Origin of the sequence: Hypericibacter adhaerens (assembly GCF_008728835.1) — a bacterium.
In the GTDB taxonomy this organism is placed as follows: domain Bacteria; phylum Pseudomonadota; class Alphaproteobacteria; order Dongiales; family Dongiaceae; genus Hypericibacter; species Hypericibacter adhaerens.
Window position 1 is genome coordinate 4,034,692 of sequence record NZ_CP042582.1, and the last position, 21,690, is coordinate 4,056,381.

The window sequence follows — 21,690 nt, forward strand, 5'->3', positions numbered from 1 at the left end:
CCTCGGCGCGGAGAAGCGTCGGCGCCGGCGTCACTTCGATTCGGACATCACCTGCTTGCGCGCAACCTCGCGCAGGTCGCTCAGCTGCTGGCGGATGCGATGCTCCGAGATCGAGACACCCTTCGCCTTGAAATCGGCGAGGAGCTTCTCGACCACATCGTCATCGCCCGGCTTCTCCAGATCGGCCATGACCACCGACTTGGCATAGGCCTCGTGCTCGGCCGCCGGCAGCTTCAGCTCCTGCGCCGCCCAGAGGCCGACCAGCTTGTTCCGGCGAGCCGCGACTTTGAATCCGAGTTCCTGGTCATGCTTGAACTTGTTCTCAAAACCACGTTCGCGATCTTCGAAGCTCGCCATTGCGACCCATTCTCCCTTCGTTGAAGTCCCACCTTGGACCGGCAGGCCCGGTTCAAAGGTGGTCGCGCGCGCGGCCATCGTCAAGTTTTCCGGGCCGTTCATATCCAATTGAAACAAATCGGAAAGCCGAGGGCTCCTGTCGGCCGATCCATGTCAGGACCTCTTGCCTTCCAGCCGCGAACCTGTCATGCCGCTTTCCCCATGTGCAGCGTGGTGATCCTGCTGAGACCCGGCCATGACTGGCCGGTGATCCTCGGCGCCAACCGGGACGAGATGAAGAACCGGCCATGGGCGCCACCGGCGCGCCATTGGCCCGATCGCCCGGAAGTGGTGGCTGGCATCGACAGGCTGGCCGGCGGTAGCTGGATGGGGCTGAACGACCATGGCCTGGTCGCCGCGATCATGAACCGGGTGAACTCGCTGGGCCCCGCGACGGGCAAGCGCAGCCGCGGCGAGCTGGTGCTGGAGGCGCTCGACCACGCCGATGCGCGCCAGGCCGCCGGCTCGCTCGCCGATCTCGATCCCGAGGCCTATCGCCCCTTCAACCTTGTCCTGGCCGACAACCGCGACGCCTTCTGGCTGCGCAATCTCGGCAGCCGCGAGGAAGGGCGCGGCATGAGCGTCGAGCGAATCCCGCCCGGCCTCTCGATGCTGACCGCGAACGACCGCAACGACCGGACCCACAGCAAGCGGATCGCGCATTACCTGCCGCAGTTCGAGAAGGCACCGGTCCCCGACCCCGCCGCCAATGGCTGGCAGGGCTGGGAGGCGTTGCTCAAGGACCGGACGCCGGCGCCGGGCGGCACGGTCTATGACGCCATGTGCATCGTCGGCGAGAACGGCTTCGAGACCCTTTCGAGCTCGCTGCTGGCCTTGCCGAAACCGGGACTCGAACGCCACCCGATCTGGCGTTTCGCCGCCGGCCGGCCCGACCTGTTCCCCTACGAAAAGCTCAGCTTTTGAGCGGGTTTACCCGCGTCCCCGGGCGCGGTTGTAACCCTCCGGCACCCCTGCTATAGAGACGCCGACCGGCGGGACCGCCTTCGCCCATGCCGATTTTCCCTGGGCACGCCAAGCCTTACGCAGTCCCGTCATCCCCCGGAGCTCGCCATGTCGCGTCGTCGTCGTATCTATGAAGGCAAGGCGAAGATCCTGTTCGAGGGCCCCGAGCCCGGAACCCTGGTCCAGTATTTCAAGGACGACGCGACCGCCTTCAACAACCAGAAAAAGGGCACCATCACCGGCAAGGGGGTGCTCAACAACCGCATCTCCGAATATCTGATGGTGAAGCTCGGCGAGATCGGCGTGCCGACCCATTTCGTGCGCCGGCTCAACATGCGCGAGCAGCTGATCCGCGAGGTCGAGATCATCCCGATCGAGGTGGTGATCCGCAACGTGGTCGCCGGCTCGCTGTCGCAGCGCTTCGGCATGGCCGAAGGCACGGTGCTGCCGCGCTCGATCGTCGAGTATTATTACAAGTCGGACGAGCTGGGCGATCCGATGGTGAGCGAGGAGCATATCACCGCCTTCGGCTGGGCGAGCCCGCAGGACCTCGACGACATGCTGTCGCTGTCGCTGCGCACCAACGATTTCCTCACCGGCCTCTTCCTCGGCGTCGGCCTCCGGCTCGTCGATTTCAAGATCGAGTTCGGCCGTCTCTACGAGAACGAGGAGATGCGGATCGTGCTGGCCGACGAGATCAGCCCCGATTCCTGCCGGCTCTGGGACGTGAAGACCAACGAGAAGCTCGACAAGGACCGCTTCCGCCGCGATCTCGGCGGGGTGGCGGAGGCCTATCAGGAAGTGGCGCGCCGGCTCGGCATCCTGCCCGAGGGCGGCCCGCGCGACCTCAAGGGCCCCTCGACGATGCAGTGACAACCGACATCAGGAACCGGAGACCATGAAGGCGCGCGTCCATATCACCCTCAAATCCGGCGTTCTCGATCCGCAGGGACGCGCCATCCAGCATGCGCTGGGGGTCATGGGCTTTGCCGGCGTCGAGGATGTGCGCCAGGGCAAATATATCGAGATCGAGCTCAAGGAAACCGATCGGGCCAAGGCCAAGGCCAATCTCGACGCGATGTGCCAGAAGCTCCTGGCCAACACGGTGATCGAGAACTACGCGATCGACCTGGCGGACTGACGGACTGCGATGAAGAGTTCGCCGCACCCCTCCCCCTACCCCCTCCCGCAAGGAGGGCGCATCGGCCCTGCCGTCATCCCCGCGAAAGCGGGGATCCATCTTGATCCAGGCCACCAAGCTTTGACGTGGATCCCCGCTTTCGCGGGGATGACAGCGGAAACAGATTGGGCTCGTTTCGGTCCCCGACATCCGCAGGATTTGCTGTCATGAAATCCGCCGTCATCGTATTTCCCGGCTCCAATCGCGAAGGCGACGCCTGGCAAGCCCTGGCCGAGGTCACGGGATCGGCGCCGCAGCTGGTCTGGCATCGCGACAGCGAGCTGCCGAAGGTCGATCTGGTGGTGGTGCCGGGCGGCTTCTCCTATGGCGACTATCTGCGCTGCGGGGCCATCGCCGCCCATTCGCCGATCATGCGCGAGGTCAAGGCGCGCGCGGCCAAGGGCATGGCGGTGCTCGGCATCTGCAACGGCTTCCAGATCCTGACCGAGGCGGGATTGCTGCCGGGCGCCCTGCTGCGCAACGCCGCGCTCAAGTTCATCTGCCGCAACATCAATCTGAAGGTCGAGAACAGCCAGACCATGTTCACCGGCGGCTACGAGCAGGGCCAGGTGCTGTCGGTGCCGGTCGCGCATCACGACGGCAACTATCACGCCGACGCGGCGACGCTCGACAAGCTGGAGCAGACCGGCCGCGTCGCCTTCCGCTATTGCGAGCCCGACGGCGCCGTCACGGCAAAGGGCAATCCCAACGGGTCCGCGCGCAACATCGCCGGCATCTTCAACGAGACCAAGACGGTGCTGGGGCTGATGCCGCATCCCGAGAACGCGATCGACACGCTGCTGGGCTCGGTCGATGGCCGCGGCCTCTTCCGCAGCCTCGCGGAGGCGCTCTCGTGACGCCACCCGCCGCGGCCGAGCCTGCCATCACGCCCAACATCGTCGCCGAGCACGGCCTCACCGCCGACGAATATCAGCTCATCCTCAAGATCATGGGCCGCGCGCCCAACCTGACCGAGCTCGGGATCTTCTCGGTCATGTGGAGCGAGCATTGCTCCTACAAATCCTCGCGGCGCTGGCTGAAGCGGCTGCCGACCGAAGGCCCGGTGGTGATCCAGGGCCCGGGCGAGAATGCCGGCGTGATCGATATCGGCGACGGGCAGGCCGTGGTCTTCAAGATGGAGAGCCACAACCACCCCTCCTTCATCGAGCCCTACCAGGGCGCGGCGACGGGCGTGGGCGGCATCATGCGCGATGTCTTCACCATGGGGGCGCGGCCGATCGCCAACCTGAACGCGCTGCGTTTCGGCAGCCCCGACGATCCGAAGACCCGCCACCTGATCGCGGGCGTGGTCGCCGGCATCGGCGGCTATGGCAATTGCATGGGCGTGCCGACGGTGGGCGGCGAGGTGAATTTCCATCCCTCCTATAACGGCAACATCCTGGTCAATGCGATGACGGTGGGTCTGGCCCAGGCCGACCGCATCTTCTATTCGAAGGCCGCGGGCATCGGGAATCCGGTGATCTATGTCGGCGCCAAGACCGGGCGCGACGGCATCCATGGCGCGACCATGGCCTCGGCCGAGTTCAACGAGGATTCGGAGGAAAAGCGCCCGACCGTGCAGGTGGGCGATCCCTTCACCGAGAAGCTGCTGCTCGAAGCCTGCCTCGAGCTGATGGCGACCGACGCGATCGTGTCGATCCAGGATATGGGCGCGGCCGGCCTCACCTCCTCCTCGGTCGAGATGAGCTCCAAGGGCGGGCTCGGCATCGAGTTCGATCTCGACAAGGTGCCGGTGCGCGAGACCGGCATGACCGCCTACGAGATCATGCTCTCCGAGAGCCAGGAGCGCATGCTGATGGTGCTGAAGCCCGAAGCCATGGCCAAGGCCCGCGCCATCTTCGAGAAATGGGAGCTCGACTTCGCCGAGATCGGCCGCCTGACCGACACGGGCCGCCTCGTGCTCAAGAAGGACGGCAGGATCCAGGCCGACATGCCGGTCGAGCCGCTGGTCTCGCAGGCACCCGTCTATGACCGCCCGACGGCGCCGACCCCGGCGAAGGCGCCGGTGGCAGCCTCGGCCCTGCCGGCCATCGCCCCGCTCGACGCTTTGAGGACGCTGCTCGCCTGCCCCGACCTCGCCTCCAAGCGCTGGATCTGGGAGCAGTACGACCATCTGGTCATGGGGCGCACGCTGCAGCGGCCGGGCGGCGATGCGGCCGTGGTGCGGCTGCCCGACAGCGCCAAGGGCCTCGCCCTCTCGACCGACTGCACGCCGCGCTACTGCTTTGCCGATCCCAAGGCGGGCGGCGCCCAGGCCGTGGCGGAGAGCTGGCGCAACCTGACGGCGGTGGGCGCGACACCGCTCGCCATCACCGACAACATGAATTTCGGCAACCCGCAGCGCCCGGAGATCATGGGCCAGTTCGCGGGCTGCATCGAAGGCATGCGCGAGGCCTGCCTCGCGCTCGACTACCCGGTCGTGTCGGGCAATGTCTCGCTCTACAATGAGACCAACGGCAAGGGCATCCTGCCGACGCCCGCCATCGGCGGCGTGGGACTCCTCAAGGACGCGAGCCGCGCCGTCTCGCTGAGCTTCAAGCAGGAGGGTGACGCGATCCTCCTTCTGGGCGAGACGCAAGGCCATCTGGGCCAGAGCCTCGCGCTGCGTGAGCTGGCGGGACGCGAGGACGGGCCGCCGCCGCCGGTCGACCTGGCGGCCGAGCGCCGCCATGGCGATCTCGTCCGCGCGCTGATTGCCGAAGGCAAGCTCACCGCCTGCCACGATCTCTCCGATGGCGGCCTCTTGGTCGCTTTGGCCGAGATGGCCATGGCGGGACGGATCGGCGCCAGCCTGGAGCTGCCGGCGGCGGCCAAAGCCACGCCGCTCGCATGGTTGTTCGGCGAGGACCAGGGCCGCTATCTCGTGACCTGCGCCGCGGCCGAGGCCGAAGCTCTGCTAGGCCGGGCGCAAAAAGCCGGGGTCCCGGCCCTGCGGCTCGGCCAGGTTGAGGGCCTCGCGTTGACAGTGGCCGGCCACGGGTCCATATCCGTGGCGGAGCTGTCCCGGACCAACGAGGGCTGGCTGCCCGGCTATATGGGGGCCGCCGAGTGAACCGGCCGGCCTTGGAAGGATAGAGATTTCATGGCGATGGACGCTGCCGAGCTGGAACGCCTCATCAAGGAAGCGCTGCCCGACGCGGTCGTCGCCATCGAGGATCTGCGCGGCGACGGCGACCATTATGCCGCCCTGGTGAAGTCGCAGGCCTTCGCGGGCAAGACCCGCATCCAGCAGCATCAGATGGTCTATCAGGCCCTGCGCGGCCGGATGGGCGACGAGCTGCATGCGCTGGCGCTGCAGACCGCCCTGCCCTAGGAACCAGGAACGAGCTTTACCCGAGACCCGCGCGATCGGCCGTTGGAGAGACCGGCCCTCACGCCCCCCGAGAGAGGATGAAGGATCCCATGTCGACCAACCCCGTCTTCGAGCGCATCAAGCAGGAGATCACCGACAACGAGATCGTGCTCTTCATGAAGGGCACGCCGGTGTTCCCGCAGTGCGGCTTCTCCGCCGCCGTGGTCCAGGTGCTGAGCCATCTCGGCGTCAAGTTCAAGGGCATCGATATCCTGACCGATCCCAGCCTGCGCCAGGGCATCAAGGAATTCAGCAACTGGCCGACCATCCCGCAGCTCTATGTGAAGGGCGAGTTCGTCGGCGGCTGCGACATCGTGCGCGAGATGTACCAGACGGGCGAGCTGCAGCAGCTCCTCTCCGACCGCGGGATCGCGCACAAGGCGGCGTAACGTTTCCTTCCTCTCCGCCCGCGCCTACCCTGCCGTCACCCCCGCGAAAGCGGGGGTCCACGTCTGCACTCGACGTGCCGGATGAAGACGGATCCCCGCTTTCGCGGGGATGACGATCAGGCGCTTCCTACTTATCCGGCCCCAGCCGCACGACCATCTTGCCGTGATTGCGGCCGCTGAAGAGGCCGAGGAAGGCGTCAGGGGCCTTCTCGATGCCCTCGAACACCGTCTCCTGCCATTTGACCCGGCCCTCCGCGATCCAGCGCGGCATGTCGAGCTCGAAGTCGGGGCCCATATCCTGCAGATCCAGGACAAGGATGCCCTGCACCGTCAGGCGGCGGCGCACGATGCGCATCAGGTTGGACGGACCCGGCATCCGCTCGTTATAGCCGGCGATCATGCCGCAGATGATGATGCGGCCGTGGAGCTTCATGTTCTCGAGCGCCGCCTCCAGATGGGCGCCGCCGACATTCTCGAAATAGATGTCGATGCCGTCGGGCGCCAGGCGCTTCACCTCCGCGGTCAGGTCGCCGACGGCCTTGTAGTCGATCACGTGATCGAAGCCCGCGACCTCGGTCAGCCATTTGACCTTTTCCGGCCCGCCGGCGCTGCCGATCACGCGGCAGCCTTTGATCTTGGCGACCTGGCCCACCACGCTGCCGACCGCGCCCGCCGCGCCCGACACGAACAGGGTCTGGCCCCGCTTGGGCTGGCCGTAGCGCAGAAGGCCGCCATAGGCGGTGAGGCCGGGCATCCCCAGCACGCCCAGATAGGCGCTGAGGGGAGCCACCTTCGGATCGACCGGCGAGAGCTGATCGCCCGCGGCGACGAAGGCTTCGCGCCAGCCGAGCATCGAGCTGACATAGGCGCCGACCGGATAGGCGCCGTCCCGCGAAGCCATCACCTGCCCCACCGCATGGCCGAGCAGGGGCTGGCCCAGCTCGAAGGGCGCGACGTAGCTGTCGCGGGCGCCGGTCATGCGGCCGCGCATATAGGGATCCACCGACATGACGATGTTGCGCACCGTCATCTGCCCGTCGGCGAGCGGCGGCAGCGCGACCTCCGCCAGCTCGAAATCGTCATGCGTCGGCATGCCCTTGGGATAGCGCTTCAGGCGGATCTCGCGGCTGGTCGTGGGCAGACGAGGACCGGACGCCATGGGCCACCTCTCTCGCGAAAGAAACATCCCTCGCGAGAATAGCCGAAGACCGTCGAGAAGGTCAGGCGGCGCGGAAGCCTGTCGCGCTCAAGCGGCGCGGGACCCTTTTGGAGCGCTCAGGCAGCGCGGGAACCTACTGCGCTCAGGCGGCACGGGAGCCCATTGCGCTCAGGCGGCGCGGGAGCCTATTGCGATCAGGCGGCGCGGGAGCCTATTGCGCTCAGGCGGCGCGGGCCTGGTCCGGCGCCAGCTCGCCCCAGGCATAGGAAGCCATGCTCAGGCTGCCATGGGCGAAGCTGCGGTGGATCGGCCGCCCCGCCTCGCCCTCGCCGGCGCCGAGCGCCACGAAGAAGGGCAGGAAATGCTCGTCGCGCGGATGGGCCTGGATGCCCTCGGGCTTGAGGCGGCGATATTCGATCAGGCTCGCGGCATCCTGGGCCGCGACCCGGTCGGCCAGCCAATCGTCGAAGCCGGTGGCCCAGGCGGCAGGCGTCTCGCGGTCGATGCCGAACTGCCGCAGGTTATGGACGGCGCCGCCGCTGGCGAGAATCAGCACCCGCTCCTGGCGCAGCGGCTGGAGCGCACGGCCCACGGCCAGGTGATGGCCCGGCCCCGCCGGATGCTGGATCGAAAGCTGCGTCACCGGGATGTCGGCCTTGGGATAGATCAGCAGCAGCGGGTTCCAGGCGCCATGATCGAGGCCGCGCTCGGGATCCGTCGCGGCCGGCAACCCCGCCGCGTTCAGCAGCGCCTTGGCGCGTTCGGCCAGCGCGGGCGCGCCCGGGGCCTTGTAGGTCAGGCGATAGAGCGCCTCGGGAAACCCATAGAAATCATGGATGGTTTCGGGATGAAGGGCGGTGCTGGCGGTGGGGACCGCCGTCTCCCAATGGGCGGAGACACAGAGGATGGCGTCGGGCCGCGGCAGGCGCGCGCCCAATCCGGCCATGAAATCGCGCGCCGGGATCTGCTCGAAGGGCAGCATCGGCGAGCCATGCGAAACAAACAGGACGGGAAAGGTCGGGTCGCTCATGGCGCTAGAGATAGCGATTCCGGCTTTGCTTTTCCATGACCCACCGGCAGGTAACCTGCTCTCCTCCCGGTGCCCGAGGCCGGGAATTCCGGCCTATCGGGATCGCATTCGCGACCCCGGCCCTAGGCCGGTGGTTTCGGCTGCCCCTTCGCGCGCTCGAACCGCTCCAGCACCGGCTTGGCATGGATCGAGCTGCCCATGAGCATGGCCCAGGGCGCGATCTGGGTCGCCTGCTTGAACTCCGCCATCCATTCCGCGGCGTAACCCAGGTCCTTGGTTTCCGGATAGCAGGGCATGCCCGCCGTGTAATGCACCAGCTTCGCCGGCTTCGGCGGGTCGTACATGACGAGGTGGTTCCACTCCGGCGGCAGGCTGCCGATCTTGTCGGTCCAGTTGATGCCGTGCAGCCCTTCAGCGGTCTCGACGAACTCGGGCGTGAGCTTCCGGTTGTCCAGATGGGCGCAGTTGAACAGCATCACCGAGGCCCATTCGAAGCGCGACGCGCTTTTCACCACCATGACCGCGTTGTCGTCGGCCATGTCGAACAGCTCGGCGATGTCGCCCTGGACCAGCATGTCCAGGTCGAGGAACAGCGCCCGCCCCTCGAAGTTGCAGAGATGGGGCACCAGGAACCGGGAGAAGGTGAAGGGCGTGAGTCCCGTCCGCTTGAGGGGAAGCTGCTGGATGACCAGAGGCGTGATCGCGACCGGGCGCGAGGCGCGCCGCATCAGCGAAAAATGCAGCACGTTATAGGCAACGGGTTGCCGCGGATCGTAGCCGATGAAGACATGCAGCATAGCCACCTCGTTTCGTCCTCTGGGTTCCTGCCTGATCCTCGCCTCAGGATAGAGGCTGCCCCGGCCGGTTGAAAGCGATCCCCTCCGCCAGCAGCCGACCGGCCTCGGCGATGACGGGTCCCCAATCGCCGGGCACGGCCTGGCGGAAGAGCCGCAAGGACGGCCACCAGAGGCAGTCGGTCCGTTCGAGCAGCCAGCGCCATTCGGGTGGCTGCGGCAAAAGCACCCAGCAGGGCACGCCGAGCGCGCCCGCCAGATGCGCCGTGCTGTTGTCGATGGTGATGATCAGATCGAGCGCCGCGATCTCCGCGGCAAGCCCGTCGAGGTCGGTCCAGGGATCGGCGGCCGGTGCCTCCAGCCGCTGGCCGCTTTCGCCGAGCGCCGCGATCTCCGCCGCGTGATCGCCATACTGAAGATCGACGAACCGGACTCCCGGGGCCTGCAGCAGCGGCCGCAGGGCCGGCAGCGCGATGCGCCGGCGCAAGCCCGCGCCGGGCGCGGTGGTGTGCCAGGCAAGCCCCACCCGCGGCCGGTCGTGCCCCTCGCGCCGGCGTAATGCCGCCACGCGCTCGGGATCGGCCTTGAGATAGGCCCCGCCCCGCCCCGCGAAGCTCGCCAGGTCGGGCCGCAGATGGCGCATCAGCGAACCGGACGGGATCTGCGCGGCGATGTCCGCAGGGCCGGACGGCGGCCCGGCCCCTTCGGCCGGCTGAACGACGAACTCGACCGTCGGCAGGGAGCGGCGAAACAGCCCGATCATCCGGGGATCGCATTCCGCGACCAGATCCATCTCGCCGGCAAGCTCCGGGAGAAGGCTCAGGAACATGATCTGATCGCCGATCCCCTGCTCGTTCCAGACCAGCAGGCGGCCCCGCAGGTCGCGCCGGCCGTTCCAACGGGGCTGAGGATGGAGGGCGGCCTTCGCCACCATGTCGGGCGCCCGCAGCCGCCATTCATAGGCTGCCCACCCTTCCGCGAGCCGCCCGAGCAGAAGCAGCGTGAAAGATTCGAAGTGATGCGCATCGGCATTGTCGGGCGCGAGCTTCTGCGCCTGCCGATAGGCGGCGACCGCGTCGTCGAACCGGCAGGCCTGGGCCAGCGCATTGCCGAGATTGAGCCGGAGCTCGACATTCGACGGATTGGCGGCAGCACCCTGCTCGAACAGCCGCACCGCCTCCTCGGCCGCCCCATTCTCCAGCAACAGAAGTCCCAGATTGTTGAGCGCACCCGGCAGATCGGGCTTGAGCGCCAGCGCCGCGCGATAATGCTCGATCGCTTGGTCGCGGCGTTGCGCGCGCTGCAGCAGGCGGGCGAGGTTGTAATGCAGGTCGGGCTGCGCGCCATGGAGGGCGAGCCCCTGGCGAAGAAGCGCTTCCGCATCCTCGCCGGTTCCGGTCTCGCCGAGAAGATTGGCGAGATTGACGCGGGCGGCGAGATAGTCGGGACGCAAAGCCAGAGCCCGACGGTAGCTCGATGCCGCCTCGCCGCCGCGCCCCGCATGCTGCAGGGCCAGAGCCAGGCTGTAATGCGCCGCCGAATCGGCGGGTTTCGCCGCGGCCGCCTTGGCCAGGTGCTGGACCGCCTCCGCATGCACGCCACGCTGGTCGAGCAGAAGCCCCAGCAGCATCGCGATATCGGGATTGTCCGGTGCCGCGGCCAGGAGACGCCGATAGGCGCGCTCCGCCTCCACGAGGCGGCCGGCCTTGTGCTGGGCGAAGGCGACAGCCAGCGGCGACCGCGTCACGGCGAGGCCGTCCGCGGCCTGCCGGCGGCGACATGGCGGGCCAAGGCCTCGGCCGCTTCCTGCACGACGCCGCTCCAATCCTTCCACGCCTTTTGCCGGAACAGCCGCAGCGACGGCCACCAGAGGCAGTCGCTGCCCTCCAGGAGCCAGCGCCATTCGGGCGGATGCGGCAGCAACACCCAGGCGGGGACGCCGAGCGCGCCGGCCATGTGGGCGGTGCTGTTGTCGATCGTGATGACCAGATCGAGGGCCGCGATCTGCGCCGCGAAATCGTCGAGGCTCTTGATCTGATCGATCTCCGGGTCCTGGTGGATCTCGATACCCGCCTCGCCCGCCAGCTTCGCGATCGCCTCGCGATGATCGCCGTACTGCAGGCTGACAAACCGTGCGCCCGGCACCCGCAGGATCGGCAGCAGCGCCTCGAGCGCAATCGGGCGCGGCGCGGTGAGCTCGACCTTGGTGGTATGCCAGGCAATGCCGACATTGAGCTTCTCGTTACCGTAGCCGCCGCGGCAACGATCACGCTTCCCCTGGTCGGGTTTCAGATAAGCGCCGCCGCGGCCCGCGAAGCTGGCGCGGTCGGGGCGCAGCCAGCGCCCCAGGCTGCCGGCGGCACTCTGGGCGCGAATGTCGGGAGCCGACAGGCGCGTCGGCAGAGGATGGGCCCGCGCCACCAGCTCGACGCCGGGGAGGGAACGCGCGAACAGCGGCACCAGGCGGGGATCGCATTCCAGGAGGCAGCTCACCTTCGTGGAAAGCTCGGGCAGGAGGCTCGTAAACATGACCTCATCGCCGACCCCCTGCTCGCTCCAGATCAGCAGCTTGCCGTCCGGCAGCGGCTTGCCGTCCCAGGGCGGCTGCCGATAGAGCCCCGGCCGGCCCGAGCTTTCCTCGCGGGTGCGCCAGCGCCACTCATAGCCGCGCCAGCCTTCCTCGAACTGGCCCATCAAGAGCTGAAGCTGGCTCGCAGCCCAATGCGCGCGCACATCGTCGGGGGCCAGACGCATGGCCTGCCGGAACGCCAAGAGCGCCGGCGTGTATTGGCCCATGAGCTTCAGATTGAGTCCCAGATTGACCAGGGCATCGGGAAATTCGGGCCGGGCGGCGAGCGCCTTCCGGAACAAGGCGATACCGCTCTTCAGGTCGTCACGCGCGCTGAAGAACAGGCCCAGGCTGTTGAGCGCATCGGCGTGATGCGGATCGAGCTTCAGCACGATCTTGTAGATGTCGATGGCCTTGCCCAGGCGCTTAGCCCGCTGATGCGCGCGGCCCAGGCTGTAGTGCAGCGCCGCCGACCCCGGATGCCGCGCCACGGCCGCATCCAGCAGGGTGACCGCCTCCTCGGCCGAGCCCATGTCGCGCAGGCTGTCGCCCAGCCCCGACAGGGCCTCGATCGAATCCGGGGCGCGGGCAAGAACCGCGCGATAGAGCGCCACCGCCTCGGGCCAGCGCGATGCCGCCTGGTGCGCCCTGGCCGCCGCGAGATCAGCCGCAAGGGCCGGTCCAGGCATGGCGGCGGTCGAATCGTCGGATGCGGTCATGCGCCTGTCAGACTAGTCGAAGGGACGGCGACCGGCCAAGACGGGGCCCGAAAGCAGAAAGGCCGGCCCCAGGGGGCCGGCCTTTCGCAAGACAGGAGATTCTTTCCCGCGCCGATCAGCGCGAATAGAACTCGACCACCAGATGCGGTTCCATCTGGACCGGGTAGGGCACGTCGGCGAGCGCCGGAACGCGCACGAACTTGGCGCGCATGCCCTTGTGATCGGCCTCGATATAATCCGGCACGTCGCGCTCGTTCGAGGCGGCGGCCTCGAGCACCGTGGTGAGCTGCTTGGAGCGGTCCTTCACCTCGACGATGTCGCCTTCCTTCACCTGGTAGGAAGGAATGTTGACGCGCTTGCCGTTGACCTTCACATGGCCATGGTTGACGAACTGGCGTGCCGCGAAGACGGTCGGCACAAACTTGGCGCGATAGACCACGGCATCGAGACGGCGCTCCAGGAGGCCCACCAGCTGCTCGCCGGTGTCGCCGCGGCGGCGCGCGGCCTCTTCATAGAGGCGGCGGAACTGGCGCTCGCCGATATTGCCGTAGTAGCCCTTGAGCCGCTGCTTGGCCATCAGCTGCAGGCCGAAGTCGGACGGCTTCTTGCGGCGCTGGCCATGCTGGCCCGGGCCGTATTCGCGCTTGTTGAGGGGGCTCTTGGGACGGCCCCAGAGATTCACATTGAGGCGTCGGTCGATCTTGTATTTGGATTCGGCGCGCTTTGTCACCGGATGGTTCCTTTTGCTGCTTGTTGTCCCGATAGTTCCATCCCAAGCGCCCATGGCTGGACGTTCGGGGGACGGGATCACGGCCCCTTGGCGCTAGATCCACTTTCTCGGGAATTGAGGCGGCAGGTTGTAGCCGCTGGCGGCGGCCCTGTCAAAGCCGATTAAATCAATATAATTCAACTGGTTGTAGTCGTTTTTCGGCGCCGGGGCCGGTTTTCGCGCTTGGAGGAGAGCTCCTTGACGATGCCATGGAGGGTGCGGATCTCCTGGCGGGTCAGGCCGGCGCGCTGAAACAGATTGCGGATATTGCGCACCATGCCCGGCCGTTTCTCGGCATTGCGCAGGAAGCCCGAGGCGTCGAGCTCGCGCTCGAGATGGTCGAAGAAGTTGAGGAGCTCCTCCTTCTCGGCCGGCCTTGTGCCATTGACCACCAGCTCGCGCGGGGCCGTGTCGTCGCCCGACTGGTACCACTCATAGCCGATGAGGAGCACGGCCTGCGCCAGGTTGAGCGAGGTGAAATCGGGATTGAGCGGAACCCGGATCACCGCATCGGCCAGCGACAGCTCGTCATTCTCGAGGCCCGCCCGCTCCGGGCCGAACATCACGCCCACCCGCTCGCCGCGCGCGATGAGGGTCCGCATCTCGGCCGCCGCCTCGCGCGGCGTCATCACCGTCTTGATCATCTGGCGGTGGCGCGCCGAGGTCGCATAGACGCGGGTCAAATCCGCCATCGCCGCGCGCGCCGAGGGATAGAGCTCGGCCTTGTCGATCGGCTCATGCGCGCCCGACGAAACCTCGCGCGCGCGCTCGTTGGGCCATTGCTCGCGCGGGCGTACCAGACGCAGATTCGTCAGGCCGCAATTCATCATGGCCCGCGCCGTGGCGCCGATATTCTCCGGCAGCTGCGGCTCGATCAGGATGACCGCGGGCGTCTCGAGCGGGGCCTGCGCCCGGCGGCCCGGCGTGGCCATCAGTCTTTCCCCGCACCGCCCTTGATCGCGCCGCTGCGCACCGGCGCCCCGGCGCGGAAGAGCTTCCAGCTGATGCCGTCATGGAGCGCGTTGAAGGAGGCGTCGATGATGTTGGCGGAGACGCCGACCGTGGACCAGCGCTCGCCGCTGTCGTCGGCGCTCTCGATCATGACGCGCGTCACCGCACCCGTGCCGGCGGAGGGCGTGAGGATGCGGACCTTGTAGTCCACCAGCCGCATATCCTCGAGCTCCGGATAGAAGGCGAGCAGCGCCTTGCGCAGCGCCGTGTCGAGCGCATTGACCGGGCCGTTGCCGGTGGCGACCGTCATCAGCCGCTCCTCGCCGACCTCGAGCGTGATCGTGGCCTCTGATTCCGTCACCAGCTCGCCGCGCGCGTTCCAGCGCCGGTCGTCCATGACCCGGAAGCGGGAGACGCGGAAATAGTCGGGAATGCCGCCCAGCTCGCGGCGCGCCAGAAGCTCGAAGCTGGCCTCCGCCCCGTCATAGGCATAGCCGTCATATTCGCGCACCTTCACCAGCTCGACGAGGGCCGCCACCTTGGGATCGTCGGCTTCGATCGAAAGCCCGATATCGCGGAAGCGCGCCAGGATGTTGGCGCGGCCGGACTGGTCCGACACCACGATATGGCGGCGATTGCCGACCAGCGAGGGCTCGATATGCTCGTAGGTGCGCGGATCCTTCTCCACCGCCGAGACATGGAGGCCGCCCTTGTGCGCAAAGGCGGATTCGCCGACATAGGCGGCGTTGCGCAAGGGCGCGCGGTTGAGACGCTCGTCGAGCAGCCGCGAGAGATGGGTCAGGCCCTTGAGCGCCTCGCGATCGATGCCGAGCTTGAAGTCGGTCTTGAGCAGGAGGCTCGGGATCAGCGACACCAGGTTGGCATTGCCGCAGCGCTCGCCCAGCCCGTTGAGCGTGCCCTGGATCTGGCGCGCCCCGGCATGGACCGCAGCCAGGCTGTTGGCGACCGCATTCTCGGTGTCGTTGTGGCAATGGATGCCGAGATGGCTGCCGGGGATGGCCTTGGTCGCCTCGCCGACGATGCGCTCGATCTCGTGCGGCAGCGTGCCGCCATTGGTGTCGCAGAGCACGATCCAGCGCGCGCCCGACGCATGGGCGGCCTTGATGCAGTCGAGCGCGTAGGCGGCATTCGCCTTGTAGCCGTCGAAGAAATGCTCGGCGTCGAACATGACCTCGTCGACCCGCGTCTTCGCATGCGCCACGCTCTCGGCGATCATGTCGATGTTCTCGGACCGCGAGATGCCGAGCGCCACATCGACATGGAAATCCCAGCTCTTGCCGACCATGCAGACCGAGCGGGCCTTGGTGCCGGTCAGCGCGGCCAAGCCCGGATCGTTGGCGGCGCTGCGGCCCGGCCGGCGGGTCATGCCGAAAGCGACGAGCCTGGCATGCTTCAGCGCGGGCGGCGCGGCGAAGAACGCATCGTCCGTCGGGTTGGCGCCGGGCCAGCCGCCCTCGACATAGTCGACCCCGATCTTGTCCAGCGCCTGGGCAATGGCCTGCTTGTCCAGAACGTTGAAATCCACGCCCTGGGTCTGCGCGCCGTCGCGCAGCGTGCTGTCGAAGAGGTATACGCGTTTGTCGTCCATTGCCGAAAAAGGTCCGAAAAAGCAGGCGATTGGCGGCTGCCCGGTCGCGAGGCCGGTGTCTTTCTGCCCCCTGGAACCAGCGCCGTCAACCAGCGGGTCCGGGCCAGGTCGTCGCGCCCTGACAGCCGCGGGTCGAACCGCTATCCTGGCCCCTTGCCCACGCCCCGGCAGGATGGCGATCCTCCGCGGCCGGCAGCCCGCCCGGAATGACCCTTTCATGCCGCATTTCCTGCCCGACCTCGCGACCCTCCTCCCCTTCCTGGCCGCCGCCCTCGCCCTCAACCTGACGCCGGGCGCCGACATGACCATGGTGCTGGCCCAGAGCCTGGGCCGCAGCCGGCGCGCCGGCATCTGGGCGGCACTGGGCGTCGCCGCGGGCAGCCTGATCCATTCGCTTCTCGCCGCCTTCGGCGTCTCGGCCCTGCTGCAGCAGTCCGAGACCGCCTTCCTCGTCGTCAAATATGCAGGCGCCCTCTACCTGCTCTATCTCGCCTGGCGGGCCGCGACCGATCGCTCGGGCCCGCTGCAGGCGGCGGCACTGCCGCCGCGGCGCGCCCACCGCGCGTTCCTCGACGGCGTGGTGACGAACCTGTTCAATCCGAAGGTGGCGCTGTTCATCCTGGCCTTCCTGCCGCAATTCGTGGATCCGTCGCGCGGCTCGGTCGCGGCGCAGATCCTGTTCCTGGGATTGCTCTTCAATATCGGGGGAACGAGCGTGCTGCTGGCGGTGGCGTTCTCGGCCGGCGCCGCCCGCGAACGGATCCTCAGCTCGCGCCGCGCCGTGACGGTGCTGCGCTGGATCACGGCCAGCCTGTTCGTGGGCCTCGCCGCCCGTGTCGCCCTCAGCGAGCGTTAACCCGGGAGCGTCTCACCTCGATCATGAAACCGGATCCGCGACCAGGCCCTCAGGAGATCGGAATCCCGCCCCATGGCTGACGATCCCGTCTCCCTCAGGCGCAAGCCCAAGGCGACCGGCGCGCGGCTGTCGACCGCGACCGCCCAGATGGAGCGCCTGTCCTTCGAGGAGACAAGCTCCGCCATGATCCGGCAGCTCGCCGCCTACTGGGCCGAATTGCGTGGGGACAAGCCCCTGCCGCTCAAGAAGGACTTCGATCCCGCGCGCGTCGTCAATCTCCTGCCCTATCTCATCGTCGCCGAATATCACCTCGACCCGCTGCGGATCCGCTATCGCCTCGTCGGCACCGAGCAGGTCCGTCATGTGGGCGAGGACTATACCGGCAAGTGGCTGCACGAGGTGCTCTGGGACCCGCGCTATATCGAGGTCTGGCTCGTTTCCGTCGGCGAGATGATCGAAAGCCACCAGCCGATCTTCGGCCGGGACTTCCTGCTCTGGGCGGACGGAAAGATGAAGAACTACGAGTGGGCCATCTTCCCGGTCTCGGCCGACGGCGCCCGCGTGACGCACGGCATCGGCATCGAGGATTTCAGCACGATGGAACGCCAGCGCGGACTCTTCGCGCCGGACCGATAGCGGCGCACGCCACTCGGAACGCGATCAGCCGGCCCTGCGCCAGGTGGTGCCCTGCGGGCCGTCATCGAGCAGGATGCCGCGCGCGGCCAGGTCTTTGCGGATACGGTCCGCCTCGGCGAAGTTGCGCGCCTTGCGTGCCGCGGTGCGCGCCGCGATCGCGGCCTCGATCTCGGCACTGTCATCGGCCCCGCCGCGCAGCCAAAGCTCCGGCTCCTGCTGCAGCAGCCCCAGCAGCGCTCCCGACCGAGTCAAAGCCTGGACGGCGCGCTCCCGCTCCGTGTCGCTCGGCGCCTTGTTCAGCCGATGCACCAGCTCATGCAGGTGGCTCAGCGCCAACGGCGTGTTGAGATCGTCCTCGAGCGCCGCCATGACATCGAGCGGCGCCTCGTCGATCGCGTCCTGCGTCGGCAGGGCGGCACCGCCCGCACGGGCGAGCGCGGTGTAGAAGCGGTCGAGCGTGGCCTTGGCCTCGACCAGGCCCTCGCGCGTGATGTCGATGGGCTGCCGGTAATGGGCCGAGAGCAGCGCCAGGCGGATGGCCTCGCCGCGATGGCCTTCCTCCAGGAGCTCATGCACGGTGAAGAAGTTGCCGAGCGATTTCGACATCTTCTCGCCGTTCACCTGGACGAAGCCGTTATGCATCCAGTAGCGCGCGAAGACCGGTGTGCCGTGGGCGCAGCGGCTCTGGGCGATCTCGTTCTCGTGATGCGGGAAGATGAGATCGATTCCGCCGCCATGGATGTCGAAGACCGGTCCCAGCAAGGCCTCCGACATGACGGAGCATTCGATATGCCAGCCCGGCCGCCCGCGGCCCCAGGGGCTGTCCCAGCCGGGCTGGTCGGCGCTGCTCGGCTTCCACAGCACGAAATCCGCCGGATGCTTCTTGTAAGGCGCCACCTCCACCCGCGCCCCGGCGATCATCTCGTCGAGCGTGCGGCCGGAGAGCTTGCCGTAATCCGGCATGGAGGGCACGTTGAAGAGCACATGGCCCTCGGCCGCGTAGGCATGGCCGAGCCCGATCAGGCGCTCGATCATCGCGACCATGCCGGCGACATGCTCGGTCGCGCGCGGCTGATGCGTCGGCGCGAGCGCGCCCAGCGCCGCCATGTCCTCCTGATAGGCCTTGGCGGTGCGCTCGGTCAGGTCCCGGATCGTCTCGCCGCGCTCGTTGGCCGCGGCGATGATCTTGTCCTCGATGTCGGTGATGTTGCGCACATAGATCACGTGCTCCGGCCCATAGACGTGCCGCAGCAGGCGGAACAGCGTGTCGAACACGACCACGGGCCGCGCATTGCCGATATGGGCGAAGTCATAGACCGTGGGCCCGCAGACGTACATCCGCACCTGCTTCGCATCGAGCGGAACGAACGCCTCCTTGCGGCGCGTCAGCGTGTTGTGCAGATGGATCGGCATGTCTCGACGGTCGTGAAGCCTGGGTCAGCCCTTGCCGCGCAGCAGCCGGGCCGAGGCCCGCGCGCGGCCGATGAGAGGTAGCAAAAGCCGCATCTCCGGTCCATGGTCGAGGCCGGTCAGGGCCTGGCGCAGGGGCTGGAACAGCGCCTTTCCCTTCTTGCCGGTGGCCGAGGTGATGGCGCCGGTCCAGTTCTTCCAGGTCTCGTCGTTCCAGGGCTCGGGCGGCAGCTCGGCCGCCGCGATCCGGGTCAGGTCGACATCGTCGGTGCGGGTGAGGATCTCGCCCTGGCAGATCCGGGCCCACTGCTCGATATCGGCCAGCTTCTGGAGATTGCCGCGGACCGCATTCCAGAGCCGCTCGTCGACGCCGCCGGCGGCGATGCGCGAAGCCACTTCCTTGAACTCGGTCTCGTGCAGCAGGCGGGCGTTGATCTGGGCCAGCTCCTCGCGGTCGAAATGGGGCGAGGCCGCGCCCAGCTTGCCGAGATTGTGCTCCGGGACGAGTTCGGCCCAGGAATGGACCGGCTTCATCGGATCGCCGGTCCCGAGCCGCGCCAGATAGCTCGCCAGCGCCAGGGGCTCGATGCCGGCGGCGCGAAGCTCGCCGATCGAGAGGCTGCCGATGCGCTTGGACAGCTCCTCCCCGCCCTTGCCCTTGAGCAGGGGCAGATGGCCGAAGCGCGGCACCGTGCCGCCCAGCGCCTCGTAGATCTGGATCTGCGCGCCGGTGTTGGTGACGTGATCGGCACCGCGGATCACGTGCGTGACGCCGAGGTCGATGTCGTCGACCACGGAGGGAAGCGTATAGAGATAGGTGCCGTCCTCGCGGATCAGGACCGGGTCGCTCTGGCTGGCCTCGTCGATATGCTGCGGGCCGCGCACCATGTCGATCCAGCGCACCTCCTTGAGGTCGAGCCGGAAGCGCCAATGCGGCAGGCGTCCCTCGGCCTCGAGCTTGGCGCGATCGGCCGCGGACAAGGCCAGCGCCGCGCGGTCATAGACCGGCGCCCGCCCCGACTGGAGCTGCGCCTGGCGCTTGAGCGCCAGTTCCTCGGCGGTCTCGTAGCAGGGATAGAGCCGCTCGGATGTCTTGAGCCGCTCCGCCGCCGCGTCATAAACGGCGATGCGCTGCGACTGCGAGACCTCGCGGTCCCAGGCCAGACCGACCCATGTCAGGTCCCTGCGGATCGCCTCGGCGAACTCGGCGGTCGAGCGCTGCAGATCGGTATCGTCGAAGCGCAGCAGGAACTCGCCCGCCTCCTTGCGCGCAAAGAGCCAGTTATGCAGCGCCACGAAGATGTTGCCGACATGGAGATGACCGGTCGGGCTGGGCGCGAAACGGACGCGGACCGTCATCGGCACCGTCTCCGGCCCGGGGAATCAGGGATTGAGCGCGGGGTCCGGGTCCGCTGCTTCCGGCATTCGCCAGGGGCCCCGGCCGGATCGAACAGGGCCAGGCTCGGCATGGCTCGCAGTTTCATGATGGCAAGAGAGATACAACAGCCCGGCCGGATTGACCACGGCCACGGAAGCGGCATGATGGCGGTCCCTCATTGCCCAGTCCTTAAAAAGGACCGCCGTTTCAGTCCCCTTCGAGGTTTTTCATGACCGAAGCCGATGCCGCGCGCCGCATCCTCAAAGCCGTCGATGACGGGTTCGACGATCAGATCCGCTTCACCGCCGACCTCACGCGGCAGCCCTCCTTACGCGGGCAGGAGGCGGCGGCCCAGGATATGATGGCCCGGGCCTTCCGGGATCGGGGGCTGGGCGTGGACCGCTGGCTGATCGATGTGGAGGCGATCCGCAACCTGCCCGGCTTCTCGCCGGTCATGGTCTCCTACGAGAACGCCTGGAACGTGGTCGGCGCCTGGCGGCCGCAAGGCGCGCGGGGCCGCTCGCTCATCCTCAACGGGCATATCGACGTGGTGCCGACCGGCCCCGCCGACATGTGGACCAGCCCGCCCTTCGAGCCGCGCATCGCCGATGGCTGGCTCTATGGCCGGGGCGGCGGCGACATGAAGGCGGGTCTCGTTGCCGGCATGTATGCCTTCGATGCCGTCCGTCGCGCCGGCTATGCGCCGCAGGGCGACATCTATATCCAGTCGGTGGTCGAGGAGGAATGCACCGGCAACGGCGCGCTCGCCTGCCTGCAGCGCGGCTACAAGGCGGACACCGCCATCATCCCAGAGCCCAGCCAATGCAAGCTGGGCGCGGCCCAGGTCGGCGTGATGTGGTTCCAGGTCCATGTCCAGGGACGGCCCGTCCATGTGGCGCGCGCCGGCTCCGGCTCGAACGCCATCGAGGCCTGCTTCCCGATCATCCGCGCGCTCCACGAGCTCGAGGAGGACTGGAACAAGCGCGGGCACGCGGCCTTCGCCGAGCACAAGCACCCGATCAATTTCGTCGTCAGCAAGATCCAGGGCGGCGACTGGACCTCGAGCGTGCCGGCCTGGTGCGTCTTCGACATGCGCGTCAGCCTCTTCCCCGGCATGGACCTGGCGCAATGCCGGCGCGAGATCGAGGAGACCGTCGCCAACGCCGCGCGCAAGGATTCCTTCCTCGCCAATTCCCCGCCCCGGGTCGTCTATCACGGCTTCCAGGCGGAAGGTTACGTGCTGGAAGGCGGGGCCGAGCCGCAGGCGCTGCTGGAGCGCTGCCACCAGACGGTCTTCGGCCAGAAGCTCGACCGCATGACCTTCACCGGCACCACCGACGCCCGCTTCTTCGGCCTCTATGCCGACACGCCGGCGATGGTCTATGGCCCGGAATCGGAGGACATCCACGGTTTCGACGAGCGGGTGAATATCGAATCGATCCGCCGCGTAACGCAGTCGATCGCCCTCTTCATCGCCGACTGGTGCGGCGTGAAGGCGGCCTGACGCGA

At 67.7% G+C, this 21,690-nt stretch carries 21 protein-coding genes; 10 read left to right on the forward strand and 11 right to left on the reverse strand.

The annotated features are described in order from the left end of the window. Window positions 1-30 precede the first annotated feature (30 nt). The gene (locus tag FRZ61_RS17965; protein ID WP_225308876.1) at window positions 31-435 is read right to left on the reverse strand and encodes a DUF1476 domain-containing protein; all 405 of its coding nucleotides are present in this window, start codon (window positions 433-435) and stop codon (window positions 31-33) included. Between the two features lie 123 nt (window positions 436-558). Here FRZ61_RS17965 and FRZ61_RS17970 point away from each other — a divergent pair, with 123 nt between their 5' ends. From FRZ61_RS17970 to grxD, 7 genes are all read left to right on the forward strand, one after another. Further along, window positions 559-1,320: an NRDE family protein gene (locus tag FRZ61_RS17970; protein ID WP_151119023.1), complete on the forward strand. Its 762-nt coding sequence runs from the start codon at window positions 559-561 to the stop codon at window positions 1,318-1,320. A 147-nt stretch (window positions 1,321-1,467) separates the two neighbouring features. Next, window positions 1,468-2,232 carry a phosphoribosylaminoimidazolesuccinocarboxamide synthase gene (purC, locus tag FRZ61_RS17975; RefSeq protein ID WP_151119024.1) on the forward strand — a complete coding sequence of 255 codons (765 nt, stop codon included), beginning with the start codon at window positions 1,468-1,470 and terminating at the stop codon, window positions 2,230-2,232. A gap of 25 nt (window positions 2,233-2,257) precedes the next feature. Further along, window positions 2,258-2,500 (forward strand): phosphoribosylformylglycinamidine synthase subunit PurS, encoded by a 243-nt coding sequence (purS, locus tag FRZ61_RS17980; RefSeq protein ID WP_151119025.1) that lies wholly within the window; start codon window positions 2,258-2,260, stop codon window positions 2,498-2,500. A gap of 206 nt (window positions 2,501-2,706) precedes the next feature. Then, window positions 2,707-3,396: a phosphoribosylformylglycinamidine synthase subunit PurQ gene (gene purQ / locus FRZ61_RS17985; protein ID WP_151119026.1), complete on the forward strand. Its 690-nt coding sequence runs from the start codon at window positions 2,707-2,709 to the stop codon at window positions 3,394-3,396. Then, the gene (purL, locus tag FRZ61_RS17990) at window positions 3,393-5,612 is read left to right on the forward strand and encodes a phosphoribosylformylglycinamidine synthase subunit PurL (protein WP_191909090.1); all 2,220 of its coding nucleotides are present in this window, start codon (window positions 3,393-3,395) and stop codon (window positions 5,610-5,612) included. Before purQ ends, purL begins: the two co-directional genes overlap by 4 nt. A gap of 30 nt (window positions 5,613-5,642) precedes the next feature. Further along, window positions 5,643-5,873 (forward strand): BolA/IbaG family iron-sulfur metabolism protein, encoded by a 231-nt coding sequence (locus FRZ61_RS17995; protein WP_151119027.1) that lies wholly within the window; start codon window positions 5,643-5,645, stop codon window positions 5,871-5,873. Between the two features lie 89 nt (window positions 5,874-5,962). Further along, a complete protein-coding gene (gene grxD, locus FRZ61_RS18000) occupies window positions 5,963-6,301 on the forward strand; it encodes a Grx4 family monothiol glutaredoxin (RefSeq protein ID WP_151119028.1) in 339 nt (112 codons plus the stop codon). 127 nt (window positions 6,302-6,428) lie between these two features. Here the strand turns inward: grxD and FRZ61_RS18005 are convergent, their stop codons facing one another. From FRZ61_RS18005 to cimA, 8 genes are all read right to left on the reverse strand, one after another. Continuing rightward, window positions 6,429-7,460 carry an NADP-dependent oxidoreductase gene (locus FRZ61_RS18005; RefSeq protein WP_151119029.1) on the reverse strand — a complete coding sequence of 344 codons (1,032 nt, stop codon included), beginning with the start codon at window positions 7,458-7,460 and terminating at the stop codon, window positions 6,429-6,431. A gap of 220 nt (window positions 7,461-7,680) precedes the next feature. Next, a complete protein-coding gene (locus FRZ61_RS18010; RefSeq protein ID WP_151119030.1) occupies window positions 7,681-8,490 on the reverse strand; it encodes a DODA-type extradiol aromatic ring-opening family dioxygenase in 810 nt (269 codons plus the stop codon). A 122-nt stretch (window positions 8,491-8,612) separates the two neighbouring features. Then, window positions 8,613-9,287 carry a glycosyltransferase gene (locus FRZ61_RS18015; protein WP_151120887.1) on the reverse strand — a complete coding sequence of 225 codons (675 nt, stop codon included), beginning with the start codon at window positions 9,285-9,287 and terminating at the stop codon, window positions 8,613-8,615. A 43-nt stretch (window positions 9,288-9,330) separates the two neighbouring features. Further along, window positions 9,331-11,031 carry a tetratricopeptide repeat protein gene (locus tag FRZ61_RS18020; RefSeq protein WP_191909091.1) on the reverse strand — a complete coding sequence of 567 codons (1,701 nt, stop codon included), beginning with the start codon at window positions 11,029-11,031 and terminating at the stop codon, window positions 9,331-9,333. After that, the gene (locus FRZ61_RS18025) at window positions 11,028-12,572 is read right to left on the reverse strand and encodes a tetratricopeptide repeat protein (protein WP_151119032.1); all 1,545 of its coding nucleotides are present in this window, start codon (window positions 12,570-12,572) and stop codon (window positions 11,028-11,030) included. The genes FRZ61_RS18020 and FRZ61_RS18025 overlap by 4 nt, the downstream gene beginning before the upstream one ends. 115 nt (window positions 12,573-12,687) lie before the next feature. Continuing rightward, window positions 12,688-13,302 (reverse strand): 30S ribosomal protein S4, encoded by a 615-nt coding sequence (gene rpsD / locus FRZ61_RS18030; RefSeq protein ID WP_151119033.1) that lies wholly within the window; start codon window positions 13,300-13,302, stop codon window positions 12,688-12,690. A gap of 176 nt (window positions 13,303-13,478) precedes the next feature. Further along, window positions 13,479-14,273: an RNA methyltransferase gene (locus FRZ61_RS18035; protein WP_151119034.1), complete on the reverse strand. Its 795-nt coding sequence runs from the start codon at window positions 14,271-14,273 to the stop codon at window positions 13,479-13,481. Beyond that, on the reverse strand, window positions 14,273-15,901 hold the full coding sequence (gene cimA, locus FRZ61_RS18040) for a citramalate synthase (protein ID WP_151119035.1): 1,629 nt from the start codon (window positions 15,899-15,901) through the stop codon (window positions 14,273-14,275). The genes FRZ61_RS18035 and cimA overlap by 1 nt, the downstream gene beginning before the upstream one ends. 217 nt (window positions 15,902-16,118) lie before the next feature. Between cimA and FRZ61_RS18045 the strand changes: the two genes are divergently transcribed. Together FRZ61_RS18045 and FRZ61_RS18050 are read left to right on the forward strand one after the other, a co-directional pair. After that, a complete protein-coding gene (locus FRZ61_RS18045) occupies window positions 16,119-16,757 on the forward strand; it encodes a LysE family translocator (RefSeq protein ID WP_151119036.1) in 639 nt (212 codons plus the stop codon). A 72-nt stretch (window positions 16,758-16,829) separates the two neighbouring features. Further along, on the forward strand, window positions 16,830-17,393 hold the full coding sequence (locus tag FRZ61_RS18050) for a PAS domain-containing protein (RefSeq protein ID WP_151119037.1): 564 nt from the start codon (window positions 16,830-16,832) through the stop codon (window positions 17,391-17,393). A gap of 24 nt (window positions 17,394-17,417) precedes the next feature. Here FRZ61_RS18050 and cysS read toward each other — a convergent pair whose 3' ends face one another. Further along, window positions 17,418-18,806, reverse strand: a complete 1,389-nt coding sequence (gene cysS, locus FRZ61_RS18055; RefSeq protein ID WP_151119038.1) for a cysteine--tRNA ligase — start codon at window positions 18,804-18,806, stop codon at window positions 17,418-17,420. A gap of 24 nt (window positions 18,807-18,830) precedes the next feature. Continuing rightward, on the reverse strand, window positions 18,831-20,162 hold the full coding sequence (gltX, locus tag FRZ61_RS18060; protein WP_151119039.1) for a glutamate--tRNA ligase: 1,332 nt from the start codon (window positions 20,160-20,162) through the stop codon (window positions 18,831-18,833). 248 nt (window positions 20,163-20,410) lie between these two features. On the opposite strand from gltX, the gene FRZ61_RS18065 reads away from it, so the two are divergent. Further along, window positions 20,411-21,685, forward strand: coding sequence for an ArgE/DapE family deacylase (locus tag FRZ61_RS18065; protein ID WP_151119040.1), 1,275 nt, complete (start codon window positions 20,411-20,413; stop codon window positions 21,683-21,685). Window positions 21,686-21,690 lie beyond the last annotated feature (5 nt).